This is a genomic window from Exilibacterium tricleocarpae (assembly GCF_007004655.1).
In the GTDB taxonomy this organism is placed as follows: Bacteria; Pseudomonadota; Gammaproteobacteria; order Pseudomonadales; family Cellvibrionaceae; genus Exilibacterium; species Exilibacterium tricleocarpae.
The window spans coordinates 13880-36793 of record NZ_ML660119.1; the positions used below are offsets into that span (position 1 = coordinate 13880).

15 protein-coding genes are annotated in these 22914 nt (G+C 60.8%); 5 read left to right on the forward strand and 10 right to left on the reverse strand.

The window, feature by feature from the left end; genetic code table 11:
- Window positions 1–63: 63 nt before the first annotated feature.
- Window positions 64–366 carry a helix-turn-helix domain-containing protein gene (locus FKG94_RS27600; RefSeq protein ID WP_246125451.1) on the reverse strand — a complete coding sequence of 101 codons (303 nt, stop codon included), beginning with the start codon at window positions 364–366 and terminating at the stop codon, window positions 64–66.
- A 623-nt stretch (window positions 367–989) separates the two neighbouring features.
- Here FKG94_RS27600 and FKG94_RS27605 point away from each other — a divergent pair.
- Window positions 990–1562: a nucleotidyltransferase family protein gene (locus FKG94_RS27605; protein WP_142930186.1), complete on the forward strand. Its 573-nt coding sequence runs from the start codon at window positions 990–992 to the stop codon at window positions 1560–1562.
- Here the strand turns inward: FKG94_RS27605 and FKG94_RS27610 are convergent.
- The 3 genes from FKG94_RS27610 to FKG94_RS29670 all read right to left on the reverse strand — a co-directional run bounded on the left by FKG94_RS27610 (window position 1554) and on the right by FKG94_RS29670 (window position 5537).
- Window positions 1554–2519 (reverse strand): XdhC family protein, encoded by a 966-nt coding sequence (locus FKG94_RS27610; RefSeq protein WP_142930187.1) that lies wholly within the window; start codon window positions 2517–2519, stop codon window positions 1554–1556. The genes FKG94_RS27605 and FKG94_RS27610 overlap by 9 nt on opposite strands.
- A 94-nt stretch (window positions 2520–2613) precedes the next feature.
- Window positions 2614–4845 (reverse strand): molybdopterin cofactor-binding domain-containing protein, encoded by a 2232-nt coding sequence (locus FKG94_RS27615; protein ID WP_142930188.1) that lies wholly within the window; start codon window positions 4843–4845, stop codon window positions 2614–2616.
- A complete protein-coding gene (locus tag FKG94_RS29670) occupies window positions 4842–5537 on the reverse strand; it encodes a (2Fe-2S)-binding protein (RefSeq protein ID WP_218943664.1) in 696 nt (231 codons plus the stop codon). The genes FKG94_RS27615 and FKG94_RS29670 overlap by 4 nt, the downstream gene beginning before the upstream one ends.
- A gap of 348 nt (window positions 5538–5885) precedes the next feature.
- Between FKG94_RS29670 and rapA the strand changes: the two genes are divergently transcribed.
- Genes rapA through FKG94_RS27635 form a run of 3 tightly spaced genes read left to right on the forward strand, consistent with a single transcriptional unit; the run spans window position 5886 to window position 10002 of the window.
- Window positions 5886–8786: an RNA polymerase-associated protein RapA gene (rapA, locus tag FKG94_RS27625; RefSeq protein ID WP_142930189.1), complete on the forward strand. Its 2901-nt coding sequence runs from the start codon at window positions 5886–5888 to the stop codon at window positions 8784–8786.
- 60 nt (window positions 8787–8846) lie between these two features.
- Window positions 8847–9131 (forward strand): hypothetical protein, encoded by a 285-nt coding sequence (locus FKG94_RS27630; protein WP_142930190.1) that lies wholly within the window; start codon window positions 8847–8849, stop codon window positions 9129–9131.
- Between the two features lie 10 nt (window positions 9132–9141).
- Window positions 9142–10002, forward strand: a complete 861-nt coding sequence (locus tag FKG94_RS27635) for a pseudouridine synthase family protein (RefSeq protein ID WP_142930191.1) — start codon at window positions 9142–9144, stop codon at window positions 10000–10002.
- Window positions 10003–10309: 307 nt separating this feature from the next.
- On the opposite strand, the gene FKG94_RS27640 is transcribed toward FKG94_RS27635, so the two are convergent.
- From FKG94_RS27640 to FKG94_RS27660, 5 genes are all read right to left on the reverse strand, one after another.
- On the reverse strand, window positions 10310–11710 hold the full coding sequence (locus FKG94_RS27640; protein ID WP_142930192.1) for an NAD(P)(+) transhydrogenase (Re/Si-specific) subunit beta: 1401 nt from the start codon (window positions 11708–11710) through the stop codon (window positions 10310–10312).
- 3 nt (window positions 11711–11713) lie between these two features.
- Complete coding sequence (locus tag FKG94_RS27645) at window positions 11714–11998, reverse strand: NAD(P) transhydrogenase subunit alpha part 2 (protein WP_142930193.1); 285 nt, start codon at window positions 11996–11998, stop codon at window positions 11714–11716.
- A gap of 4 nt (window positions 11999–12002) precedes the next feature.
- Window positions 12003–13295: an NAD(P) transhydrogenase subunit alpha gene (locus tag FKG94_RS27650; protein ID WP_246125452.1), complete on the reverse strand. Its 1293-nt coding sequence runs from the start codon at window positions 13293–13295 to the stop codon at window positions 12003–12005.
- A gap of 407 nt (window positions 13296–13702) precedes the next feature.
- Complete coding sequence (locus FKG94_RS27655; RefSeq protein ID WP_142930194.1) at window positions 13703–15799, reverse strand: YgiQ family radical SAM protein; 2097 nt, start codon at window positions 15797–15799, stop codon at window positions 13703–13705.
- Window positions 15800–15902: 103 nt separating this feature from the next.
- Entirely contained in the window at window positions 15903–16817 is a 915-nt protein-coding gene (locus tag FKG94_RS27660; protein WP_246125453.1) for an MBL fold metallo-hydrolase, read from the reverse strand.
- A 299-nt stretch (window positions 16818–17116) separates the two neighbouring features.
- On the opposite strand from FKG94_RS27660, the gene FKG94_RS27665 reads away from it, so the two are divergent.
- A complete protein-coding gene (locus FKG94_RS27665) occupies window positions 17117–17920 on the forward strand; it encodes a Stp1/IreP family PP2C-type Ser/Thr phosphatase (protein ID WP_142930196.1) in 804 nt (267 codons plus the stop codon).
- Between the two features lie 36 nt (window positions 17921–17956).
- On the opposite strand, the gene FKG94_RS28865 is transcribed toward FKG94_RS27665, so the two are convergent.
- The coding region (locus FKG94_RS28865) for a beta strand repeat-containing protein (protein WP_179957840.1) at window positions 17957–22914 on the reverse strand (4958 nt) is incomplete at its 5' end.

Below are 22914 nucleotides of genomic sequence, written 5' to 3' on the forward strand. Positions count from 1 at the left end.
CAGGCGGTCACACGTGTACAAACACCGTCAAAAACCGACAGCCGGCTACATCGATAACCCACATTATTCGCCTTCCAGATTTGCCAGTGACTTGAGGTCCTTGGCGTGATCGGTCAGCTCAAAAAAAGCGGCAGGTGAGATATTTAACGCCCGGGCAATCTTCCATATCGTTGTCAACGTCGGGTTTCTTTCGCCCCGCTCTATTCCACCCATGTAGGTCCTGTGCACTCCAGCCTGGTCTGCAAAAACTTCTTGGGAGAAGCCTTTTTTCTCCCTCAATTCCCTTACCATCTGGCCAAATTTTAAACAGTCTAGATGCTTTGGCATGTTTCCTTTGACTCTCTCTTTATAACCGCTGAGAATCATTTAACGTCCCTCCCCAGTCTACATACTATAAGTATCAATTCGATTCTCGAATGTCAGCCGAAGAAAATTCTTCTTTCGAAAACCGTTTGGCACCCACCTAGACCTTATAAATTAAACGCAGGTACATCGCATTTTACGAAGCAAAGTAATATAAAAAAAAATATTGCCTCAATTCAGCCGACAATTTAATCGATCATCTGTAAAGCTGCGACCCGCACCCATTATACCGGCAGCAAACGAAAAGCTGTGGCAGCGCTGCAACTTTTTTAGCGCTGAGGTTTTTATCTGTATACAAACCGCCGGTGCAAAGATTCGCCCGCGCCACAGCTCAAGATAAAAACTGCGGCGGTTTCGGTTTGCCGTCACCCTGTATTTTATTTTTGGTTAATGCATAAATCCGTTTTATACAAGAGCCCATCACGCCATTTTTTTGTCATATCGTGCCGGCTAAAACGCACCCCGGCGTCGCGCCCGAAGCTGTGCAGATGTGTGGGAACCCTCCCAGGCCGACAACGGCCCACACCAGCAGGAGTTGACGCGCGCGCACCTCCCTGTTTTTATTCTAGTCCAGAATTCAAAAGATGCCTGGCGACAACGCCGCGGTGACAGGAAAAACTCAAACCATGATCAAAGGCATTTTGCTGGCGGCGGGACAGGCGCGCCGCTTCGGCAGTCAAAAGCTGCTCGCCCGCCTGGCCGACGGGGTGCCGGTGGGATTGAAAGCGGCCGCTGCGGTGGCCGGCGCCGTCGATACCCTGACCATCGTTATCCGCGCCGGAGACGGCGAGGTCAAAAAAATGTATACCGACGCCGGCTTCACCTGCCTCGACAGCGCGGCGGCCAACGCCGGCATGGGCGCCAGCCTTAGCGCGGGCATTGACGCCAACCGGGACGCGTCGGCCTGGCTTGTGGCCCTGGCGGATATGCCGTTTATTCGCCCCGAGACAACGGCGGCAGTAGCCGCAGCGCTGCGCCGCGGCCAGCCGATCGCACAACCCCGATGGCAAGGGCGTGCCGGCCATCCGGTCGGTTTTCACAATACCTATCTCGAGGAACTGCTGGCACTGAGCGGCGATCGCGGCGCTCGCGAGATCCTGCGCCGGCATCGGCAGTCGATACATTGGGTGGAAGTCGATGATAAAGGCGTACTGATGGATGTGGATACCCCCGCCGACCTGCCGGCGGGACTACTCTGAATCAGCGGCGATCAATACCTTACCGTGCCGCAGCGCCACCAGTTCGGCGACAATGGCAACGGCAATTTCCGCCGGCGTTTTGCTGCCGATATCCAGACCCACGGGGCCGTGCAGGCGCTGTAACTGTTGGGGGGAAAAACCGAAATGCTCCGCCAGGCGCTGCCGGCGCTTGCTGTTAGTTCGCACTGAACCCAGCGCCCCGACATAAAACGCCGGCGACTGCAATGCCTCCAGCAGCGCCATATCGTCGAGCCGCGGGTCGTGAGTGAGGGCCACGATCGCGGTGCGCTCATCGGCATCCATCGCCGTGACAGCATCGTCCGGCATACCGGGCATCCAGCGGGTGTGGCTGAGGTTCCAGCCGCGGGTGTATTCGGGGCGCGGATCGCACACCGACACCTGGTAACCCAGCGCCTGTGCCATCTCCGCCAAATAGCGTGAGGGCTCTGCGGCGCCGATAATCAGCAGTCGCCACACCGGACCGAGCAGCAATTTCAGAAAACCGTTATCGAGCCTGGTCTCATCGCCGCGGCCGGCGGGACCGAGTTCTACGCTGCCGCTGGACAACGCCAGCGTCCGGCACACCGACTCGCGCCGTTCCAATACCGCCACCACCTGACGCCAGTGCGCCAACTGCGGCGCCATGGGTTCCAGCACCAGCTCCAGCGTGCCGCCGCAGGGTAAACCGTAGCGCTCGGACTGTTCGGCGGTGCCGCCGTAGCTGACGACCTCGGGCGCCTCCACAGGTGCGGCGGCCAGCCTGGCCAGCAAATCCTCTTCGATACAGCCGCCGGACACCGAACCGTAAAACTGACCGTCATCGGCAACGGCCAGCATGGCGCCCGGCGGGCGCGGCGAGGAACCCCAGGTGCGGGTTACCGTTGCCAGGGTTACCCGACACCCCGACTCGAGAGTCTTCAGCGCCTGCTGCAACACCGCCAATTGGGAATAATTCATAGGGGGGTCCGTAAAAATCAGTCAGTGCAAACCGGCCTGCTGCCAGCCGATGCTGCCGCAGGGGATCGAAACAATGCCACAAACATCTGTGTTTTCAGACGCGCAGCCTAGTTCCTATCGGCAGCTTGCGCAAGCGCTGGCCGGTGGCGGCATACACCGCATTGGCAAGCGCCGGCGCGAGCGGCGGGGTCGACGGTTCGCCGACCCCGCCCGGCGCCGCGTCGCTGTCGACGATATGCACCTCTATCTCCGGACAGTCATTTATACGCACCATTTCGTAATCGTGAAAATTACCTTGTTTTACAGCGCCCTGGTCGATATCGATAGCGCCGTAAAGGGCCGCGGTCAAGCCAAACACAATGCCGCTTTCCATCTGTGCTTTGACGATATCGGGGTTGACCACCAGGCCGCAATCGACGGCGCACACCACCCGGTGTACCCGCAACTCGGCGTCCCCGGTCACCGACACCTCCACCACTTGGGCCACATAACTGCCAAACGAGTAGTGCACGGCAAGTCCCTGGTGACGCCCTTTCGCCGCCCGCCCCCAGCCGGCTTTTTGCGCCGCCAGCTCGAGTACCTGGCGGTGCCTGGGCGCAGCGGCCAGCAGGGTCCGGCGATAGCTGAGCGGGTCGACCCGCGCCGCCTGCGCCAGTTCGTCGACGAAACTTTCCACGGCAAATGCCGTATGTGAGTGTCCTACCGAGCGCCAGTAACCGATGGGAATACCGGGGTTGAAGTGTCGATACTCGATCGCCAGGTTATCGATGGCGTAGGCCATATCACTGGCACCCTCGACGGCGCCCTCAGATACCATCAGGGACTCCATCAGGTAGCGGGCGCCGCCGAGCACCGCATCGCGCAACCCGCCCGGAATCCAACTGGGGACCAAAGCCGGGCCCAGTTCTTCTGCCGCCTCACCCTCCAGACTCGGGGAGACGATGCGCTGGCGCCAGGCCGTCGGTTTGCCTGCCGCACTCAGACCCGCCTCGAGTCGGTGATAGGCCATGGGGCGGTAAAAGTCGTGCTGCATATCGTCTTCCCGCGACCACACCACCTTCACCGGCCGGCGCAGATGATCGGACAGCTCTACCGCCTCCACCACAAAGTCGATCGCCGCGCGCCGGCCGAAGCCGCCACCCAGAAATGTGGTGTGAACCCGCACCTGGTCTCTGGGAATACCGGTGATCCCTGCCACTGCACCGGGGATCAGGCCCTGCGCCTGCGTCGGTGCCCAGACGTCGCAACCCGCCTCCGTCACCGAGGCCGTGCAGTTCATCGGCTCCATGGTGGCGTGGGCGAGATAGGGCAGCTCGTACTCGGCCGACAGGCGTGTGGCCGCCGCCTCCAGCCCCCGCTCTACGTCACCTTCTTCGCGGGCGGTTTTACCCGATCTGCGACCCAGGCGTTTGGCTTCAGCGCTGATCTCGGCACTGCTCATACTGGCGGCGTCATCAAAATTCCAGCGCACCGCCAGTTGTTCCGCTCCCTGGCGGGCAGGCCAGTAACCATCCGCCACCACCGCGACACCGCTGTCTATCTCAAGCACATGCAGCACGCCCGGCAATGCCCGGGTCTTGCCGGCGTCATAACTCTCGACCCGCCCGCCAAAGCGCGGGCAGCGCACGACACAGGCCACCAGCGCGCCCGCCACTTCCGTGTCTATACCGAACTGCGCCGCACCGGTAACTTTCACATCGGCGTCGAGCCGGCGGTCGTATTTGCCGATCAGCTTAAAATCCCGCTTGTCTTTCAAAGTCACCACCTCCGGCACGGGTAACCCCGCCGCCACGGCGGCAAAATCGCCGTAGGGGGCCGAACGGCCGGAGGCGCGGTGGTGAATCAGCCCGTCGCCGGCCCGCAACTCCGTGACATCCACCTGCCACTCGAAGGCGGCGGCGGCCAGCAGCAGTTCGCGGGCGGCGGCGCCCATTTGCCGGATCAACTCCCAGCCGGCGCGAAGACTGGTGCTGCCGCCGGTGGCCTGCATATTGAAAATCGTGTTCTTGTAGACATCGTCCACCGGTGCCATCCGCAGTTGCAGTTGCGCCGGGTCTATCTCCAGCTCTTCGGCAATCAGCACCGGCAGGCCGGTGGTCACCCCCTGCCCCATTTCCGATTTGTCCAGGTAAAACACCAGCTCATTGGCAGGTGTTATATGCAGCCAGGCGTTGAGTTGGGCACTGTTATCGGCGGGAGATTGTTGGGTCTTATATGGCTGTGACCGACTGGCGGAACAACCGGTGGTGGCGGCCAACACCAGGCCACCGCCGGCGGCGGCCCCGGTCTTGAGAAAATTGCGACGCGAAGTGATGAGCGTGTTCATGACAGCGACTCCCGTTCAACCGGCTGCACAGTCCCTGACTGCGACGCCTGCCCCGGCCGCGACTTCCGCACGGGCTGCGATACCGGTACCGCCTGCGACACCTGCCCTGACCGTGACCCCGGCACTGACTGTGGCACCGGACGAGCCGCCTGCTCAACCGCATCCGGCACCTTGACTTCGACGAAGTTGGTAAAATCCGCACCGGTGTCATTACCCGCATCGCGCTCACCCGGGGCGGCCAGTAACTGCGCAGCCCGGTGGATGGCTTTGCGAATCCGCGGATAGGTACCGCACCGGCAGAGGTTACCCGTCATGGCGGTGTCGATATCGCCGTCACTGGGGCTCGGCTTTTCCGCCAGCAGCGCGGCGGCCGCCATCAACTGGCCGGACTGGCAGTACCCGCACTGGGGCACACTGTATTCGAGCCAGGCGTGGCGCAGCGATGTCATGGCGTCACTGTCACCCATCCCCTCAATCGTGGTGACGGACTTGCCTGCCACTGCCGCTATCGGCATCACACAGCTGCGCACCGGCGTACCGTCCAGGTGCACGGTACAGGCACCACAGAGCCCCTTGCCGCAGCCGAACTTGGTGCCGGTAATTTTCAAGTGATCGCGAATAACCCAGAGCAGCGGCATATCCGGCGCCACATCGATATCCCGGCGCTCGCCGTTGAACAGAAAATTGATCATGGTTCCACTCCAAGGAGGAAAGAAGTCGGCCCGAAGCTGCCACACACAACCATGCCCGCCAGCGACCTGCACCTATGAGACACCCGATTACTATGAAACACCCGCCTGCTCACATGAAACGCCCGCCCGTAGCCGACCTCTCTCGAAGGTAGGACAGCAACTCGAAATAGTACATTTGTCCAATCTTATTAACAAGCCTGCTCCGACGCGATCAGTGGCGACGGATTTTCTGCGGTTTCATTTGTCATCCAGCGTCTCTACCCCTATTATCCGCAGCTGTCCTTTATCGACCGCGACAACAGCTGTAGTGAACGCCATCTCCACAACCCTGTGCAACGAGATTCCGTCTTGAATTCCCAAACCTTTGCCAAAGGTCAGCGCTGGATCAGCAACACCGAGTCAGAACTGGGTCTGGGTGTCGTTCAGGAGCACCTGAACCGGCGCATTACCCTTTATTTTCCTGCCAATGACGAGACCCGCACCTACGCCGACAACAATGCCCCCCTGACCCGGGTGGCATACCGCGCCGGCGAGCAAATCCAGTATGGCGGCGGCCGCTCACTGACTGTCATTGAGGTCATGGAAAACAACGGCTGTCTTATCTACGCAGGCGTGGCGGCGGCCGGTTCACCCGCGCCCGGGACAGATGCCGAGCAAATCACCGAGCAAATCATAGTCCCGGAAACTGAACTGGACAGCGATGTCCCCTTCGGCGGTCCCAAAGAGCGGTTGCTGGCCGGCCAGATAGACAGTGGCCGGCGCTTCCAATTGCGCCGCCAGACCCTCGAGCACCTGGCACGCCTGCATCACTCCCCCGCCGCCGGCCTGCTCGGCGCGCGCGTAGAGCTGCTGCCGCACCAACTCTACATCGCCGCCGAAGTGGCCGCACGCCACGCGCCGCGAGTGTTGCTGGCGGACGAGGTGGGCCTCGGTAAAACCATCGAAGCGGGCCTGATCCTGCACCAGCAACTGCTCAGCGGACGCGCCCGCCGCGCCCTGGTCACAGTCCCGGACAGCCTGGTACACCAGTGGCTGGTGGAAATGCTGCGGCGGTTTAACCTGCCTTTCACACTGCTCGATGCCGCGCGCTGCGACGACCTGGCCAGCAGCGGCATCGATAATCCGTTTGACAGCGCCCAGTTGGTATTGTGCAGTCTTTCATTATTAGTCAACGTGCCGGCGCGCCTGGAGCAGGCGTTGCAGGCGCAGTGGGATCTGTTGGTCGTGGACGAAGCTCACCACTTGGTATGGTCTGAGCAGCAGGCCAGCCCTGCCTACACCGCCGTTGAGGCGCTGGCGCGACAGGCGGCGGGTCTGTTACTGCTGACGGCGACACCGGAACAATTGGGCATGGAGAGCCACTTCGCGCGCCTGCGCCTGCTGGACCCGGCCCGCTATCACGACTTCGATCACTTCCGCGCCGAACAGGCCAAATACCAGCCGGTTAACGATCTGGTGCAAAAGCTGCTGTCCGCCGAGGCGCCGCAATTGTTCGCCGCGGGCACACCCCTGCGGGCCGAACTCCAACACTACCTGGGCGACGCGGCGGCAAAGCGCCTGCTGGAGGCACTGGCCGGCGGCTCAGCCGCCGCCGCGGAGGCCGTCGCCGACGCCACCCAGGTGTTACTGGATCGCCACGGCACCGGCCGGGTACTGTTTCGCAACACCCGCGCCGCCGTCGCCGGTTTTCCCGAGCGCCGCCTGCAACCGCACCCGCTGGCGGCGCCGGACGCGTTCACCGCAGCCGCCCCGACGGCAATCGCCGAGCGGCTGCACCCGGAGTATACGCTGGGACCGAACTGGCCCCGGCAGGACTCCCGGGTCTCCTGGCTGGCACAGTGGCTGAAAGCCATTCGTCCCGCCAAGGTGTTGTTGATCTGTGCCGAGGCGGAGACCGCCCTCGACCTGGAGGAGCATCTGCGCCTGCGGGTAGGTGTGCGCTCGGCGGTGTTCCACGAGGGCTTGAGTCTGCTGGAGCGAGACCGGGCCGCAGCCTACTTCGCCGATGATATCGACGGCGCACAGATTCTGGTGTGCTCGGAAATCGGCAGCGAGGGCCGCAACTTTCAGTTCGCTCACCATATGGTGATGTTCGACCTGCCGCGCAACCCGGATCTGCTGGAACAGCGCATCGGGCGCCTGGATCGTATAGGCCAGACCGAAACCGTCCAAATTCATGTACCCTATTACCGGGACACGGCCCAGGAACGCCTGCTGCGGTGGTATCGCGACGGCATCGATGGTTTCCGGCGCGCCTGCCCGGCCGGCCCGGCTATCGCCGAGCGCTTTGCCGGGCAGTTGGATCAATGTCTGAGTGAAGATGACAGCGCGGCCATGACGGCGCTGATCGACGCCACCCGCGCGTTCACCGACACCACGCTGGCGGCACTGCAGGCCGGTCGCGACCGCCTGCTGGAACTCAATGCCTGCAACCCCCGCCGGGCACGGCAGATCATTGAGGAACTGCAGCAGGCCGAAGCCGTCGAGGCGCTGTCTCACTATATGGAGCAGGTACTGGATGAGTTTGGTGTGGAGCAGGAACATCACAGCGACAGCGCCACGGTGCTGCGGCCCGGAGATCATATGGTAGTGCACAAGTTCCCGGGCCTGCCGGACGACGGCCTGACCGCCACCTGCGATCGCCGCACCGCACTCAGCCGCGAGGATATGGTGTTCCTGAGCTGGGAGCACCCCATGGTCAGCGGCGCCATGGACCTGGTGCTCAGCGCCGACTTCGGCAACACCGCCTTCTGCACGCTCAAGTTGCCGCCACTGGCACCGGGCACGCTGCTGGTGGAGGCGATTTTTGTACTACACAGTACCGCCCCCCGCGCCCTGCAACTGCAGCGGTTCCTGCCGGCGGCGCTTACCCGGGTTGTGCTGGACAGCCACAACAACGACCTCAGCAACGTCATCAGCGACCATCACCTGGATCAGCTCGGCGAAGCGGTCCCCAAAAAAGTGGCGCGCAACCTGGTCAACCACGCGCGCGCCGAAATTGCCGAACTTGTGCAACAGGCCGAGGACCGGGCACGGGCCCAGCAGAGCCGCATGCTGGCCGATGCGGTGGCGTCCATGCAGCGCCGTCAACAACAGGAATTGGAGCGCCTGCAGGCACTCGCGGCGGTCAACCCGAATATCCGGCGCGCGGAAATCGAGCATATAGAGACCAGTACCCGGGAACTTGAAGTTCACCTGAACAACGCCAGAATAAAACTGGAAGCACTGCGCGTTGCGGTGGCAACCTAGGACCTGTTTACAGGTCCTGAGTGTCCAGCCCGAACCTCCAGCCCTAACCAGGGAAATCACATGTACATATTTTCCGTAACCGCCAAGACCCGCCACGATATCGAGGGCTTCAGCAAAGGACAGGAAGTGCCGTTTATCGTCTACATCAACTTCAAGGACCTGTATGGTGCGGAGAAGCTCTGCCAGATTTTTGTGATCAAAGAGGGGTTTTACGACGTCGTGATCGAGAAGCGTAAACTGATCACCGAGAAAAGCCTGCAGGACCAGAGTCTGGTCGAAAAAGACAAGGCGCTGCAGGAGGCGCTGAAAACCGGCTATACCATCCAACTGTTTTCCCGCCACTGACACCCCCGCCATGACGTCGCCGGCAGCGCGCTTCGAACTGCACCTCGATATCGACAGCGCGGGTATGAAACCGGCGCCGTATCTGGCCGACGCCGGCGGCCTGTCGATACAACAGGTCAAACAGGCCATGCAAAAAGGCGCCGTCTGGCTGGCCCGCCACGGCAAGCCCCAGCGCCTGCGGCGCGCCGGCAAAGTACTCAAAGCCGGGGACCGCTTGCATTTCTATTACGACGCCGAGATTCTGGCAGCCGAACCACCGGCGGCCCGGCTGATCGCCGATGAGGACGCTTACAGTGTCTGGTTCAAACCCGGCAGCATGCCGGTGCAGGGGTCCCGCTGGGGCGATCACTGCACCATTACCCGCTGGGCCGAACAACATCTGCACCCAGAGCGCAACGCCTATATCGTGCACCGCCTGGACCGAGCCGCCAGCGGTCTGTTGCTGCTCGCCCATCACAAGCAAGTAGCCGCGGCACTGGCGGCGCTGTTCCAGGCACGCGCTGTGGAAAAGCACTACCGGGCACTGGTGGAGGGTGAATTTCCCGGCGCGTCGCCTCGACAGGAGGCACTACAGGAGACCACAGAGGAAATAACACTGGATACGCCGATTGACGGCCGTGAAGCTATCAGCCGGGTGCGACGCCTGGCATTTGATCCGGTGCGCTGCCGCTCGCTGTTGGCGGTGAATATAGAAACAGGCCGCAAGCATCAAATCAGGCGTCACCTCGCCGATCGCGGTTTCCCCATTGTCGGCGATCGTCTCTACGGCAACACCACCGACGACGAAGACCTGCAGCTAAGCGCCTGTCGTCTTGCCTTTCAATGTCCGGTCAGCGGCGTGCAGAAAAGTTTTGTACTGCCGGCGGACTGATACCGCCACCGGTCCGATGCCAGGGCTCGAGAAAACCCCACGCGGGTCGACTCGAGCCAATCGAGAGCCTGTTAACCGATCCTAGTGCTTCGACCAATGAAGATTTTCACGTCGGTTGCACTGAGGTTTCGAGCCGGGCATAGCCCTTCTGGACCTTCGCCAGCAGGGTTGCTGGCGTAAAGCCTACCAGGATGTATTTATCGGGGGGGCGCCCAGCCCGTGTCCCGAAGGGCTATGCCCGGCTCGAGACCGTGTCGGCTGGGGCAACAAAACCCATTTTGGGTGTAAATCCTTATTGGTCGAAGCACTAGGCCGCATCCAATGCCGCTGTCATTTCCACCACCGCTTTTTTACCGTCGCCAAATACCATCAGCGTGTTCTCTTTGGTGAACAGCGGATTCGGCAGGCCGGCAAAGCCGTGGCTGAGACTGCGCTTGATAACAATCACGGTTTTCGCCTTGTCGACATTGAGTATCGGCATGCCGTAAATCGGGCTGCCCTTGTCTTCGCGGGCCATGGGGTTGGTCACGTCGTTGGCACCGATCACAATGGCAACATCGGTCTGCTCGAAGGTGGGGTTGATGCGGTCCATTTCCACCAGCTTCTCATAGGGGACCTCCGCCTCCGCCAGCAGTACGTTCATATGCCCCGGCATGCGACCGGCAACCGGATGGATGGCGTACTCCACTTCGATATCGCGCTTCTCCATCGCCGCCATCAGTTCGCGCACCGCGTGCTGCGCCTGTGACAACGCCATGCCAAAACCCGGCACGATAACCACCCGGCGAGCGGTTTCCAGCACCATGGCCACCTCGTCGGCGGTGGCACTTTTGATCTTGCCCGCATAGTATTCGTCGGCATCGACACTTTCACCAACCTCGCCCATCACACCAAACAACACATTGGTGAGCGAGCGGTTCATCGCCACACACATGATCTTGGTCAGGATCAATCCGGACGTGCCCACCAGGGAGCCGGCGATGATCAGCACGGTGTTGCCCATGATAAAGCCCGCCGCCGCCGCGGCAATACCGGAATAGGAATTCAGCAGGGCAATCACCACCGGCATATCGGCCCCGCCAATGGGCAGCACCAGTGTCAGCCCCAGCACCGCTGCCACCGCCACGGTAAGCCAGAACAATGGCGTATTGCCCGGGTTGGCTATCAGCATCGCCAGGCCCGCCAGGCTCGCCAAAAACAACACGCCGTTCAGGTATCGCATGCCGGCAAAGCCCAGCGGTTTACCGGGAATGATTTCCTGCAGTTTGGCAAACGCCACCAGGCTGCCGGTCAAGGTCACTGCGCCGATAATGACGGTCACGGCCACAAAAAATACCGCCAGCACCGCTATTGCGCCGGTACCGAAGTCGGCGCGCTCCAGACTTTGCAGATAACTGGCCGCCGCCAACCCCAGCGAGGCACCGCCACCGGAGCCGTTCAGCAGCGCCACCATCTGCGGCATGGCCGTCATCTTCACCTTGAGCGCCATAACGGCGCCGATCACACCGCCGACAACCAGGCCAGCCACAATGAAGTCATAGGTCAGAATACTGCGATCCAGCAGTGTCACCACCACGGCAATCAACATACCGGTGGCCGACAACATATTGCCGCGCACCGCCGTTTTAGGTCGGGTCAGCCCCTTGATACCGAGAATAAACAGCACCGCCGCCAGCAGATAGGCCAGGTTTACGATCGTGATATTCATGGCTTACGACTTCCTCTTAAACATGGCCAGCATCCGATTGGTTACCAGGTAACCGCCGACGACATTGAGTGTCGCCATGGTCACTGCGATAAACCCCAGCGCGTGCACCAGCGTGGAAGACGTATCCGCACCCGCGGCCAGTATTGCGCCGACAATAGTGATACCGGAGATGGCATTGGCCCCTGCCATCAAGGGAGTGTGCAAAGTCGGCGGCACTTTGGTAATCAGCTCGACCCCGAGAAACAACGCCAGGACGAACAGGGAAAACAGAAACAGAATCGTATCCATCAGCTTATTCCTTTACAGTATCTGCGACAGTACCTGCGCTGACACCCGGCGCCGGCTCGCTGCCAAGGGCGGTACGGATACGCGCGTTGATGATATCCCGGCCGTGAGTCACCACCGCCTCGCGAATGATGTCGTCCTCAAAATCCAGCCGCAGCTCACCCTGTTCGAGGATCAGCTTCAGCAGCGTTTCCATATTTTTGCCGTACATTTGGCTGGCGTGGTAAGCGTGGCGCGCCGGAATATTTTCCGGGCCGAGGATTTTTACACCTTCAGCAATTACCGTCTGATTGAGCTGGGTGAGTTCGCAGTTGCCACCCCGCTCGGCCGCGATATCGACTATGACGGCGCCGGGCTTCATCGCTTTCACCATCTCGGCGGTAATCAGAATCGGTGACTTGGCACCGGGTACGGCCGCCGTGGTAATAACGATATCCTGCTGCGCCAAGACCGCCGTCATCAACTCGCGCTGGCGCCGCAGAAAGTCCTCCCCCTGCGCTTTGGCGTAGCCGCCCTTGTCTTCGCTGGTATCCGTCTCCAGTTCCAGTTCGATAGGCTTGGCACCGACGGAGAGAATCTGCTCGCGCGCCGCCGGGCGCACATCGTAAGCCTCGACGATGGCACCGAGCCGCTTCGCCGTGGCACAGGCCTGCAGCCCGGCCACACCGGCCCCCATGATAAAGACCCGCGCCGCGGTAAGCGTGCCCGCCGCGGTCATCAACATGGGCAAAATACGCGGCGCATCGACCGCCCCCATCAACACCGCGTGGTACCCGGCCAGCGTCGCCATGGACGACAGCACGTCCATGCTCTGGGCGCGACTGATGCGCGGAATCAACTCCAGACTGAGTGAGGAGACGCCGCGTTCGGCAAGCTCTTTAGCGGCTGCCGGATTGGCCAGGGGATCGGTCATACCGATGATCAACTGACCGGCGCGCAGGCGTTCCAGATCGGCGTCGGCCGACACGGTATTGGCACCGAAGGACTGCACCTGCAACACAATATCGGCCCGCGCAAACAGGTCGTCACGACTGGCAGCAAGCGCCGCCCCGGCATCGATATAGTCCTGGTCGGCGTAGCCTGCCGATCGGCCGGCACCACTCTCAATTAAAAAATCAACCGGCGAGTCAGCCCAGGGTTGAAGATTCGCCGGAATCATCGCAACGCGCGTTTCACCCGGTCTCGTCTCACAAGGAATTCCGATTATCACGTGCGGCTCCTGTTTTCGTTCAATGGTGGCACCGTAAATCAGGGCCTGGAAATTATCGGTAGCTGCCGGCAGCAAACGAGAATTCGACAAACGGTTGTGCTGGCAACCGGCGCGCTGGTTGCGTTGCGCCCGGCTCCAGCGTGTCAACTGCTATTGCATAAACTGTTATTGCACAAACTTATAGTGCGTCGAGTTCTACCGCATTGGGCTCAGGGGCGACAACAGTACCAACAACTTCCGCAAAGTGCACAATTAAAATTTTTAATAGCACCCTATTAATTTGCCTTATCGTAGCCCGTATACCCCGCCGCAACTGACTTCCAACCCCTTGAGAACGGGCCTGCGAGCCGGCGGGAGCGTTACCTTAACCGCAAACCGGCAGTTTGGCTACGGCTTTTTCGCTCTGTAAAAGGACTACAAACTGTCACCGGGAGATAGTTAATCTTGAAACTATTTTTTTATCTGAATATCGAATAGTGGCTATAAGTCTGGTGAATCTAACGTTTACCGCTGCGGCGACCCTGTCTCGCGCCGGCGCGCCTGGACAGTTTTTTATCGGCCGGTATTAATTGTTGTTCACCGTCGCCGATCAATTCCGTCCGCTTCATTTTTATCAGGGCCTGGCGCAGGTAGGCCCAGTTTTTCGGGTCGTGGTAGCGCAAAAATGCTTTGTGCAAACGGCGCTGTTCGGACTTTTTAGGGATGTAGATTTTTTTACTTTTATAACTCACTTTGCGCAACGGGTCGCGCCCGGAATAGTACATGGCGGTCGCCAGTGACATCGGCGAGGGATAAAACGTCTGTACCTGATCGGCGCGATATTTATTGCGCTTCAACCACAGTGACAAGTTCAACATATCCTCGTCTTCGCAACCCGGATGAGCGGCAATAAAGTAGGGAATCAGATATTGCTTTTTGCCGGCCTCGCGGGAAAATTTGTCAAACATCTTTTTGAATGTTTCATAGGTCTCGATACCGGGCTTCATCATTTTCGCCAGCGGTGCGGCTTCGGTGTGCTCGGGAGCGATTTTCAAATAACCGCCGACATGGTGTGTCACCAGTTCCCTGACATATTCCGGATCGCGCACGGCCAGGTCGTAACGCAGACCGGAGGCAATGGCGATGCGTTTGATGCCGGGAATACGCCGCGCCTGCCGGTAGAGTTCGGTGGTGTGTTTGTGGCTGGTCTCCAGGTTTTTGCAGATGGTCGGAAACACACAGGAAAGGCGGCGACAACTGGCTTCGATGTCGCGGTCCTTGCAGTGCAGTCGATACATATTGGCGGTGGGTCCGCCGAGATCGGAGATAGCGCCGGTAAAACCCGGCACCTGATCGCGAATCTGTTCGATTTCCCGCAGCACGGAGTCCTGGGAGCGGCTCTGGATAATACGCCCCTCGTGCTCGGTAATCGAACAAAAAGTACAACCGCCGAAACACCCCCGCATTATATTGACGGAGGTCTTGATCATTTCGTAGGCCGGAATTTTCGCATCACCGTAACGCGGGTGGGGGCGCCGCTGGTACGGCAGGTCAAAGACGCCGTCCAGTTCGGGGGTAGCCAGCGGCACCGGCGGCGGATTTACCCAAAGTTCCCGCCCACCGTGGGCCTGCACCAGCGCACGGGCGTTGTGGGGGTTGGACTCCTGGTGCAACACCCGCGAGGCGTGGGCGTAGAGGGCCGGGTCGTTGCGGACTTTTTCATAGGATGGCAGGCGAATGGCCGTGCGTGCCGCATCCAGTGCCGTGCGACCCTGCAACGGCATCGGCACTATCCGTACGGGCTCTACTTCATCGGCAGTGGCGTCGCGGTGTTCCGCACAGACGGCGGCGGGCTCGCGATAGGCGTAGGGACTGGGTATATCATCGATATGCTTGGGCCAGTCGATACGGGTCGAATCGATCTCGGTCCAGCCCGCCGGCAACGCCGCCCGTATCACAGCAGTGCCGCGCACATCGGTGATATCCGCCACCGACTCGCCCCGGGCGAGCCGCTGCGCCACCACCGCGATGGCCCGTTCGGCATTGCCGTACAGCAACAGGTCGGCGGTGGCGTCCACCAGAATGGAGCGGCGCACGGCGTCGCTCCAGTAATCATACTGGGCAATACGTCGCAGACTCGCCTCGATGCCCCCGATCACCACCGGCACCTGTGTGTAGGCCTCTTTGCAGCGCTGGCTGTAGACAATAACTGATCTGTCCGGGCGCTTGCCGGGTTCGCCACCGGGCGTATAGGCATCATCACTGCGCGTGCGCAGATCGGCGGTGTAGCGGTTGATCATCGAGTCCATATTGCCGCCGGTAACGCCAAAAAACAGATTGGGCGCGCCCAGGGCCTTAAAATCATCGACCGCGCGCCAATCCGGCTGGGCAATGATACCGACACGAAACCCCTGGGCCTCCAAAAAGCGCCCGATCACCGCCATCCCGAAGCTCGGGTGATCGACATAGGCATCACCGGTGACAATAATGATGTCGCAACTGTCCCAGCCAAGCTGTTCCATCTCGGCCCGGGACATGGGCAGGTAGGGCGCCGGGCCGAAGCACTCGGCCCAGTATTTTGGGTAGGAAAACAGGTCGGGGGCGCTAACAGGCATAGGAAACCGGGCTTTGGGCTATGAGAAATGACAGTTGAACCCGGCATTTTCCCAAAAAACCCGGCCCAGGCATAGAAAAAGCTGCCGCCCGGCCGACCGCGCGTCAGATGGCGGCGTATACGATCTCCACCCATTTGTCCGGCTGCAAAAAGCCGCTGCCCCACTCAGCATCAAAAGCGGCGGTGGGCTTGGCCGCCACCACCTCCTGTGCCGACTTGCCCGCGTCTTTCATGCCTTTGATACGCTGGTAAACACTCTTCAGCATATCGTGATAGGCCTGCAACTCAGCCTTGTTACTGACCGGGCCGTGACCGGGAATAATCCGGGTGCGGTCGTCGATGCGGGCCAGCATCCGGGCCACACCGTCGATAACGCCGGCCATGGCACCGCCGCTGCTGGCATCGATAAATGGATAGAAACCATTGAAATAGAGATCGCCGGTGTGTACTACATTAGCCTCGGTAAAGTAGATGACTGAATCACCATCGGTATGGGCGCTGGCTACATGCTCGACCCGGAGTGTGTCACCATTCCAGTGAAAGGTAATACCGTCGGCAAACGTAATGACCGGCAGCGCTGCGGCCGGGGCAGGTTGCGCCACCATTTTAAATGCCTTCACCTCACCGCCACTGGCCAGCCGCGCCCGCACATTGTCATGGGCCACAATGGTCGCCCCGAGCTTGCCGAAGTTCTCATTGCCACCGGTGTGGTCGCCGTGCCAGTGGGTGTTGATCAAAAAGCGGATCGGCTGGTCGGACAGCTTCGCCACCGCCGCGCGGATCGCATCACTCATGGGCGCATACTGATCGTCGATCATAAAGACCCCGTCTGTGCCCACGGAAACACCGATATTGCCGCCTCGCCCCTGCAGCATATAGACGCCGTCGGTGACCGGCACCGTGGTGATCTTGGGCTCCTGGGCGACAACCGTTGCACTGTACCCACTGCTGATAAACAGTGCGCCGACAACACATAAAAACCTGCTGAAACTGTAAATGGTACCCGGTTTGCTTTTCACGTTAACTCCTCTTTTATTCCAAAAACGGATAAACCGGCTACCCGGTGCCGGCCACTTCATTTAACACTCGGTCACATATTTAACATACAATCCCATACGGTGCAGTCGAAAAACTACACGGGTTTTAGCAAACCGAGCTAATGTGTTAGCCTTGGAACCAACGGCCGGTAAGGGCCCGACATCGCGGTTATCTGCAGCCAGAACTGTAACTGACATGACCGCCATACAAAATAATATGCGAATCCGGATATGCAACCACTACCAAAGCCACTGCCCCATAAAAATAGTTTTTGTATTTAATGGAAAACATTGACCCACCGCCCTACCGATATCATATCAACATCGAGGGACTGACCGATATCGGCAGCGTCCGCGACGAAAATGAAGATTTCTTTATCTATCACAAAGACGATCAGTTGCCGTTTGCCTATATGATTGTCGCCGACGGCATGGGGGGCTACTCCGGCGGTGCCCTGGCCAGCCGGACCGCCGCGGAGGTTATCGATTTCGAGCTGCGGTCGCTGCTTAGCCCCAGCTTCGCCGGGTTGACGAAAGACCGGCAACTGCAAAATATCCGCGCCGGTATCGACACCAGTATCAGCCTCGCCAACGAGGCAATACTATCGAAAAAAAACACCGCGCCGCACCTCGCGCATATGGGCACCACCGCCGTGCTTGCCGTCATCTGGCAGGACCAGGTGTTTATCGCCAACGTCGGCGACTCCCGCGCCTATCTCTGGCGCAACCGCCAATTGACTCGTTGCAGCAAGGACCACTCGCTGGTGCAGGAACTTATCGACAGCGGCGCCATCAGTGCCGCCGAGGCGCGCCAGCACCAGCATCGCAACCAGCTCACCCGGGCGCTGGGCGTGCAGCGGGCCGTGGCGGCCGATATTCACCAACAGACATTGGGCAGCAGTTGCCTGTTGTTGCTGTGCTCCGACGGTCTTACCGAATACCTCGATGACGATACTTTCGCCCGTGAGTTGAGCGCCGGCCTGCCCGCCCGCGAGCACTGCTACCGCCTGGTCGAATACGCCAACCAACAGGGCGGTAAAGACAATATCACCCTGGTCATCGCCGAATACAGCGTCAGTCTCTGACCACGGCCGGCACCCGGAAGCGGGCGCCGGCGGCACTCACAGCTCGAACTCGTCGATATCCTCGCGCTGATCCTCGGGCAGGGTCAGGGCGTCCTCCTCGACACTGTAAGGTGTCAAGGCGGTAAAAATCGCCGGGTCCAACAACTCGATATTGTCGATATTGCTCTGCACGGCGCTGCGCACCGCCGAGGAGGCCAGCGTCTCGGTTCCCGATGGCAGGCGTGTGCCCTCGGAAATGAATACCCGCGGGCCGGGACGCGAGAACAGCGGATTGACGAACTGCAGGCCGCGAACTTCGACCTGCCCGGGCGCATTGATGGAAAACGGCGTCACCGGTGTGCCCACATCGCCAAACAGCGCGGTCAGCACCACATTGCCGGCGCTGATGTTAACCCCAGACTCTGCGTTGTCGGCGACCCGCAAACTCCCCTCTGCGCTGGTCAGGGTGACAGTGCCGGCGGTACCGGAAGTATCGATCTTATTGACGTTGATATCCCCAGGGGCCGAGACGGTGATATTGCCGCCCTGGGTAATCAGCGAGTCAATCGAGAGCCCATTACTATCGGTAAGCGTAATCGATCCGGCCCCGGCCAGATTGGCGGTGATGGTATCGAGGTCCCCGTTGAGTGCGATGCTGCCGTTGATATCTGACAACGTCAGGGCACTGATAGCCACCTGGCCGGTGACACCCGCAGCACCGCTGATTGACACCGGCGAACTGCCGTAAGCCAGGGTTACCGAGCCGAGTTGCATCGTTTGATCAGCCCGCAACCCGGCGGCAAAATCCGTCTCCACAGCCACCGCACCGGTGTTGTCTTCCAGCCGCTCGAAACCGCTGAAGCTGTCGCTGCCCAGTGCAAAACCGGTGTTCTCTCGATCGACGGCACCGCCGAGCAGCGTCCAGGTGCGGGATTCACCGGTGGCGATCAGCGTGTCCTGCCCGGTGCCGCCGGCAAAGCCTGTCATACCGGTGAAACTGACCGCCGTCGCTCCCGGCGCGCTGGTGCTGACGGTGCCGGTACCCGGCGCGGGGGTGGTCCACATCAGCGATTGATTGGAGCCGGTCAGGGTCGCCTGCGCACTGCTGTCACCGATCAGGCTTTCCATGCCTGCAAAGCGATAGTTGTTAACCGTGACCGTACCGGCAGCGACACCGTTATCACTCACGGCGCTGAGCGTCCAACTGCCCGGCCCGCTGAGGCTGTCGCTGCCGGCGCCGCCGTCGAGGGTGCCGTTGATCACAGTCGCATCGATAACAAACGTATCGTCGCCGAGGCCGCCCTCAATATCGGTGATCGATCCACCGGTAAGCTGGAAGTTGTCTATACCGGTGCCGCCGATCAGAGTGTCCATATTGGCAAAGGTAAAGTCACCCACCGAACCACTGCCGGCGCCGGTCACCTCCCAGTTGTTGTCCGTATCGCGCCCGGCGAGGGTATCGGCACCGTCCTGCCCGTCGATAGTGCCGCTCACAGTAGCTCCGCCAAGGTTGAACCGGTCTGCGCCGCCGCCACCGCGCACTTCACTTATACTGCCATCGGCGAGATCAAAGGTATCGACGCCCGCGCCACCCTGCAAGATTTCCATACTGCTGAAATTATTGTCACCGACCCTGCCGCCGCCACCGGCGGTAGTCAATACCCAGTCAGTACCGACCGCCGGACCGGTTACTGTATCGATTCCGGTTTCACCGACGACCATAATGGTGGCGCCGCCCATAATAAAGTTGTCGTTGCCGCCGCCGCCACGGGCAACGGTGACTGTGCTGCCACTGAGCAGGTTGAAGGTATCGTCACCGGCACCGCCCTGTAATTGTTCGACATTGCTGAAATCAACACCATCGACGCTGTTGCCGTTGACGGCGTCCACCACCCAGGTCAAACCCGCCGGCGAACCCGTAATGGTATCGATGCCGTCACCTCCGTCGAGGCTGCCGACAGCAGCACCCGCCAGCAGAAAGGCATCGGCGCCGCCACCGCCACCGACGCTGCCTATGGACCCGGAGGACAGTACAAAGCTGTCGACACCGGCGCCACCGCGCAGGTTGTCGATACCGCTGAAAGTTACGGCAACAGCGCCCGCATCGGCATTGGCCAGTCGGCCACTGCCGGCACCGTCAACTGTCCAGTTGGTATTGACATCCGCGCCGGTCAGGGTGCCGCCGGCGCCCACGATGGACTCCATATCAGCAAAGGCAATGCCGCCAACCGTACCATTTGCCCCATTGACGGCATCGAGCACAGCCAGCAGCCAGTTACCGGCGGCGTTGATTTCGTCCCTGCCCGCTTCACCGCTCACCGATCCGTTCACCGCCGCGCCGTTCAGGAAAATCTGGTCGTCGCCACCGCCGCCGCGAACATTGCCGATGCTGCCCGACGCGAGGGTGAACTTATCGACGGCACTACCGCCTTGCAGGGTTTCAATATTGGCGAAGCTCGCGCCGTCCACGGTACCGCTGTTGGTACCGTTTACGAACCAGTCGGTAGCGTTATTGGTGCCGATCAGGGTGTCGACGCCGGCGCCGCCGTCCAGGTTCGTAAAGGTGGCCGCGCCGAGACGGATTTCATCGGCACCGGCGCCGGCGTCAATAGCGCCGATGCTGCCGGCGGTCAGGCGAAACACATCGGTGCCGGCGCCGCCTTGCAGCGACTCGATGCCGGTGAAGCCACTGCCGTCAATAGTGCCCGCCCCGGCACCCGTTACCTCCCAGTTCGCCGCGGCCGTCGAGGTGACCGTGTCCCTGCCTGCGCCCGCCCCGCCGTCAACGGACCGAGGCAAACCGGCAAAGACAAAATTATCATCGCCGGTGCCGCCGCGCAGTGTTTGCAGACCGGACAATTCCAGCACGCCGGTACCACCAGCCGTCAACTGTACCGTGGTGGTGGTATCGAGTGTCCAGGTGAGATTCTGGTCCGAGCCGGTCAGGGTGGCGTTGGCAGCACCCACCAACTGTTCGATATTACTGAACGCCGTGCTGTCGACCGTACCGGCGGCTTCCCCGGCGGCTGTCAGGCTGCTCAGGAGCCAGTCGCCGTTGCCGGTCAACTGGTCGCGCCCGGCACCGCCGTCAATCAGTGTCACACCCTGGTAGGTGATGTTATTGACTGTGACCTGCCCAGGTGCGGCCAGACTGAAAACGTCGCCGCCGCCGCTCCCGAGTATATCGCCCGCCCCGATCACCGTTTCGATCCCGTTGACAATCACGGCATTGTTACCGGCGGTAAAACCGTCGGCAGTCAGCGTGAGACCGGCATTGTTACCGACACCGTTCACATTGGTGTTATCCAGGGTATCCGTACCGCCGCCATTGATCCGGGCCACATCAAAAAATGTCACCGCAGTGTGGGTGTCAACCGTCACCTGGTCGAGACTTGAGAGCACGAAGGTCTCACCGAATCCATCGTTGCCGGTGATGGTCCCGGTCCCGGTAACATTCTCAATATTTTCCACAAAGAGGTTGTCGCTGCCGGCGAGGAAGGTCTGGTTTTCACCAAGGATGACACCGGCGCCGTTCAGTTCGAGACTGTCGCCGTTGGCGCCGTTACCAAAACCGTCGAGTCGACGGGTGCCACTGAAAACCGTACCGCCGGCGCCGCCGAACCGAATTGAGTTGGGGCCGATCAGTTCGAAGATATCGTCGCCGTCGGTGCCGACAACGGTATCCGAAGCGGCGACATCCACGGTTTCAATATCGATAAACTCGACACCCTCGATAACAAAGTTGCCGGCTGCGTTGAACGTCGGATTACCTTGAACGGTATTGGTGAGGTTGTCTCCGCTGACCTGGCCGAGTGCGTCCACGACATCGGTACCGTCGAAGATAACGCCGGCGGCAACCACTCTGTTGGCGGCGACGATATCAAAGCTGTCATCACCGGCTGTGCCCACCAGTGAAACGACATTACTCACTGTTTCGATGCCGCCTGTCACGGTTAGGCCCGCCGTCGTAAACCCTCCCGCTGTATCGGTCAATTGCACACCGGCGCCAGTCGTCGCCAGACTATCGTCTCCCCCGCCGCCGGCCAGATCACCCACACCCGTGAAGCGCGCCGCTGTGCCGCCCGCCCCGTCATCCAGGTCTATACCGCTGCCATCCCAGGTAAAGCTCTCGTTCACCGCATCGCTGCCGGTCAGGTCACCGGTGTTGGCCACCGTCTCGATACCGCCGCTCACCGACAGTCCCGCGGTCGTAAACGCCCCCAGGGTATTGCCCAACTGCACCCCGGCACCGGTCGCCGCCAGGCTGTCGGCCCCGCTCGCGCCGCCGGCCAGGTCACCCACACCCGTGAAGCGCACCGCTGTGCCGCCCAGCCCGTCACCCAGGTCTATGCCGCTGCCATCCCAGGTAAAGCTTTCGTTCACGACATCGCTGCCGGTCAGGTCGCCGGTGTTGCTGACCGAATCGATGCCACCTGTTACCGTCAGCCCATCTGCATCGAACGCCCCCAGCGTATCGGCCAACTGCACGCCGCCACCGGTACTGGCCAGGGTGTCGCCTCCGCCGGAGCCACCATTCAGAGCCCCCACTTCGGTAAAGTCGATATTGCTCACCCGCACCCGGGTGCCATTCCAGTCGAAGTTATCTGCATTGTTGCTCCCGGTCAGATCACCGGTGTTACTGACCGACTCCATACCCCCGGTCACCTGCAAATTGCTCGCACTCAACACGGTAAAGGCGCCCACCGCGCTGCCCAAATCGACCCCGGCGGCAGCGGCCGCCCCGCTCAACGCCAGGCTGTCTCCTGTGCCACCACCGCCATTCAGGGTGATCACGCCCAGGAAATCCAACGCCCCGACACCGAGCTGGGTACCGTCCCAACTAAAACTTTCATCGGCGCCGCTGCCGGTCAGGCTGCCGGTATTGCTGACCTGCGCAATATTGCTCACGCTGCTGACCGCACCGCCAGCCGCCGAGAAGGTCGTCGCGCTCAGCAGCGTCAACGCACCCGCATCGTTGATCAGGGTGTTAGCCGCACCGGTGTTGCCATCGAGGG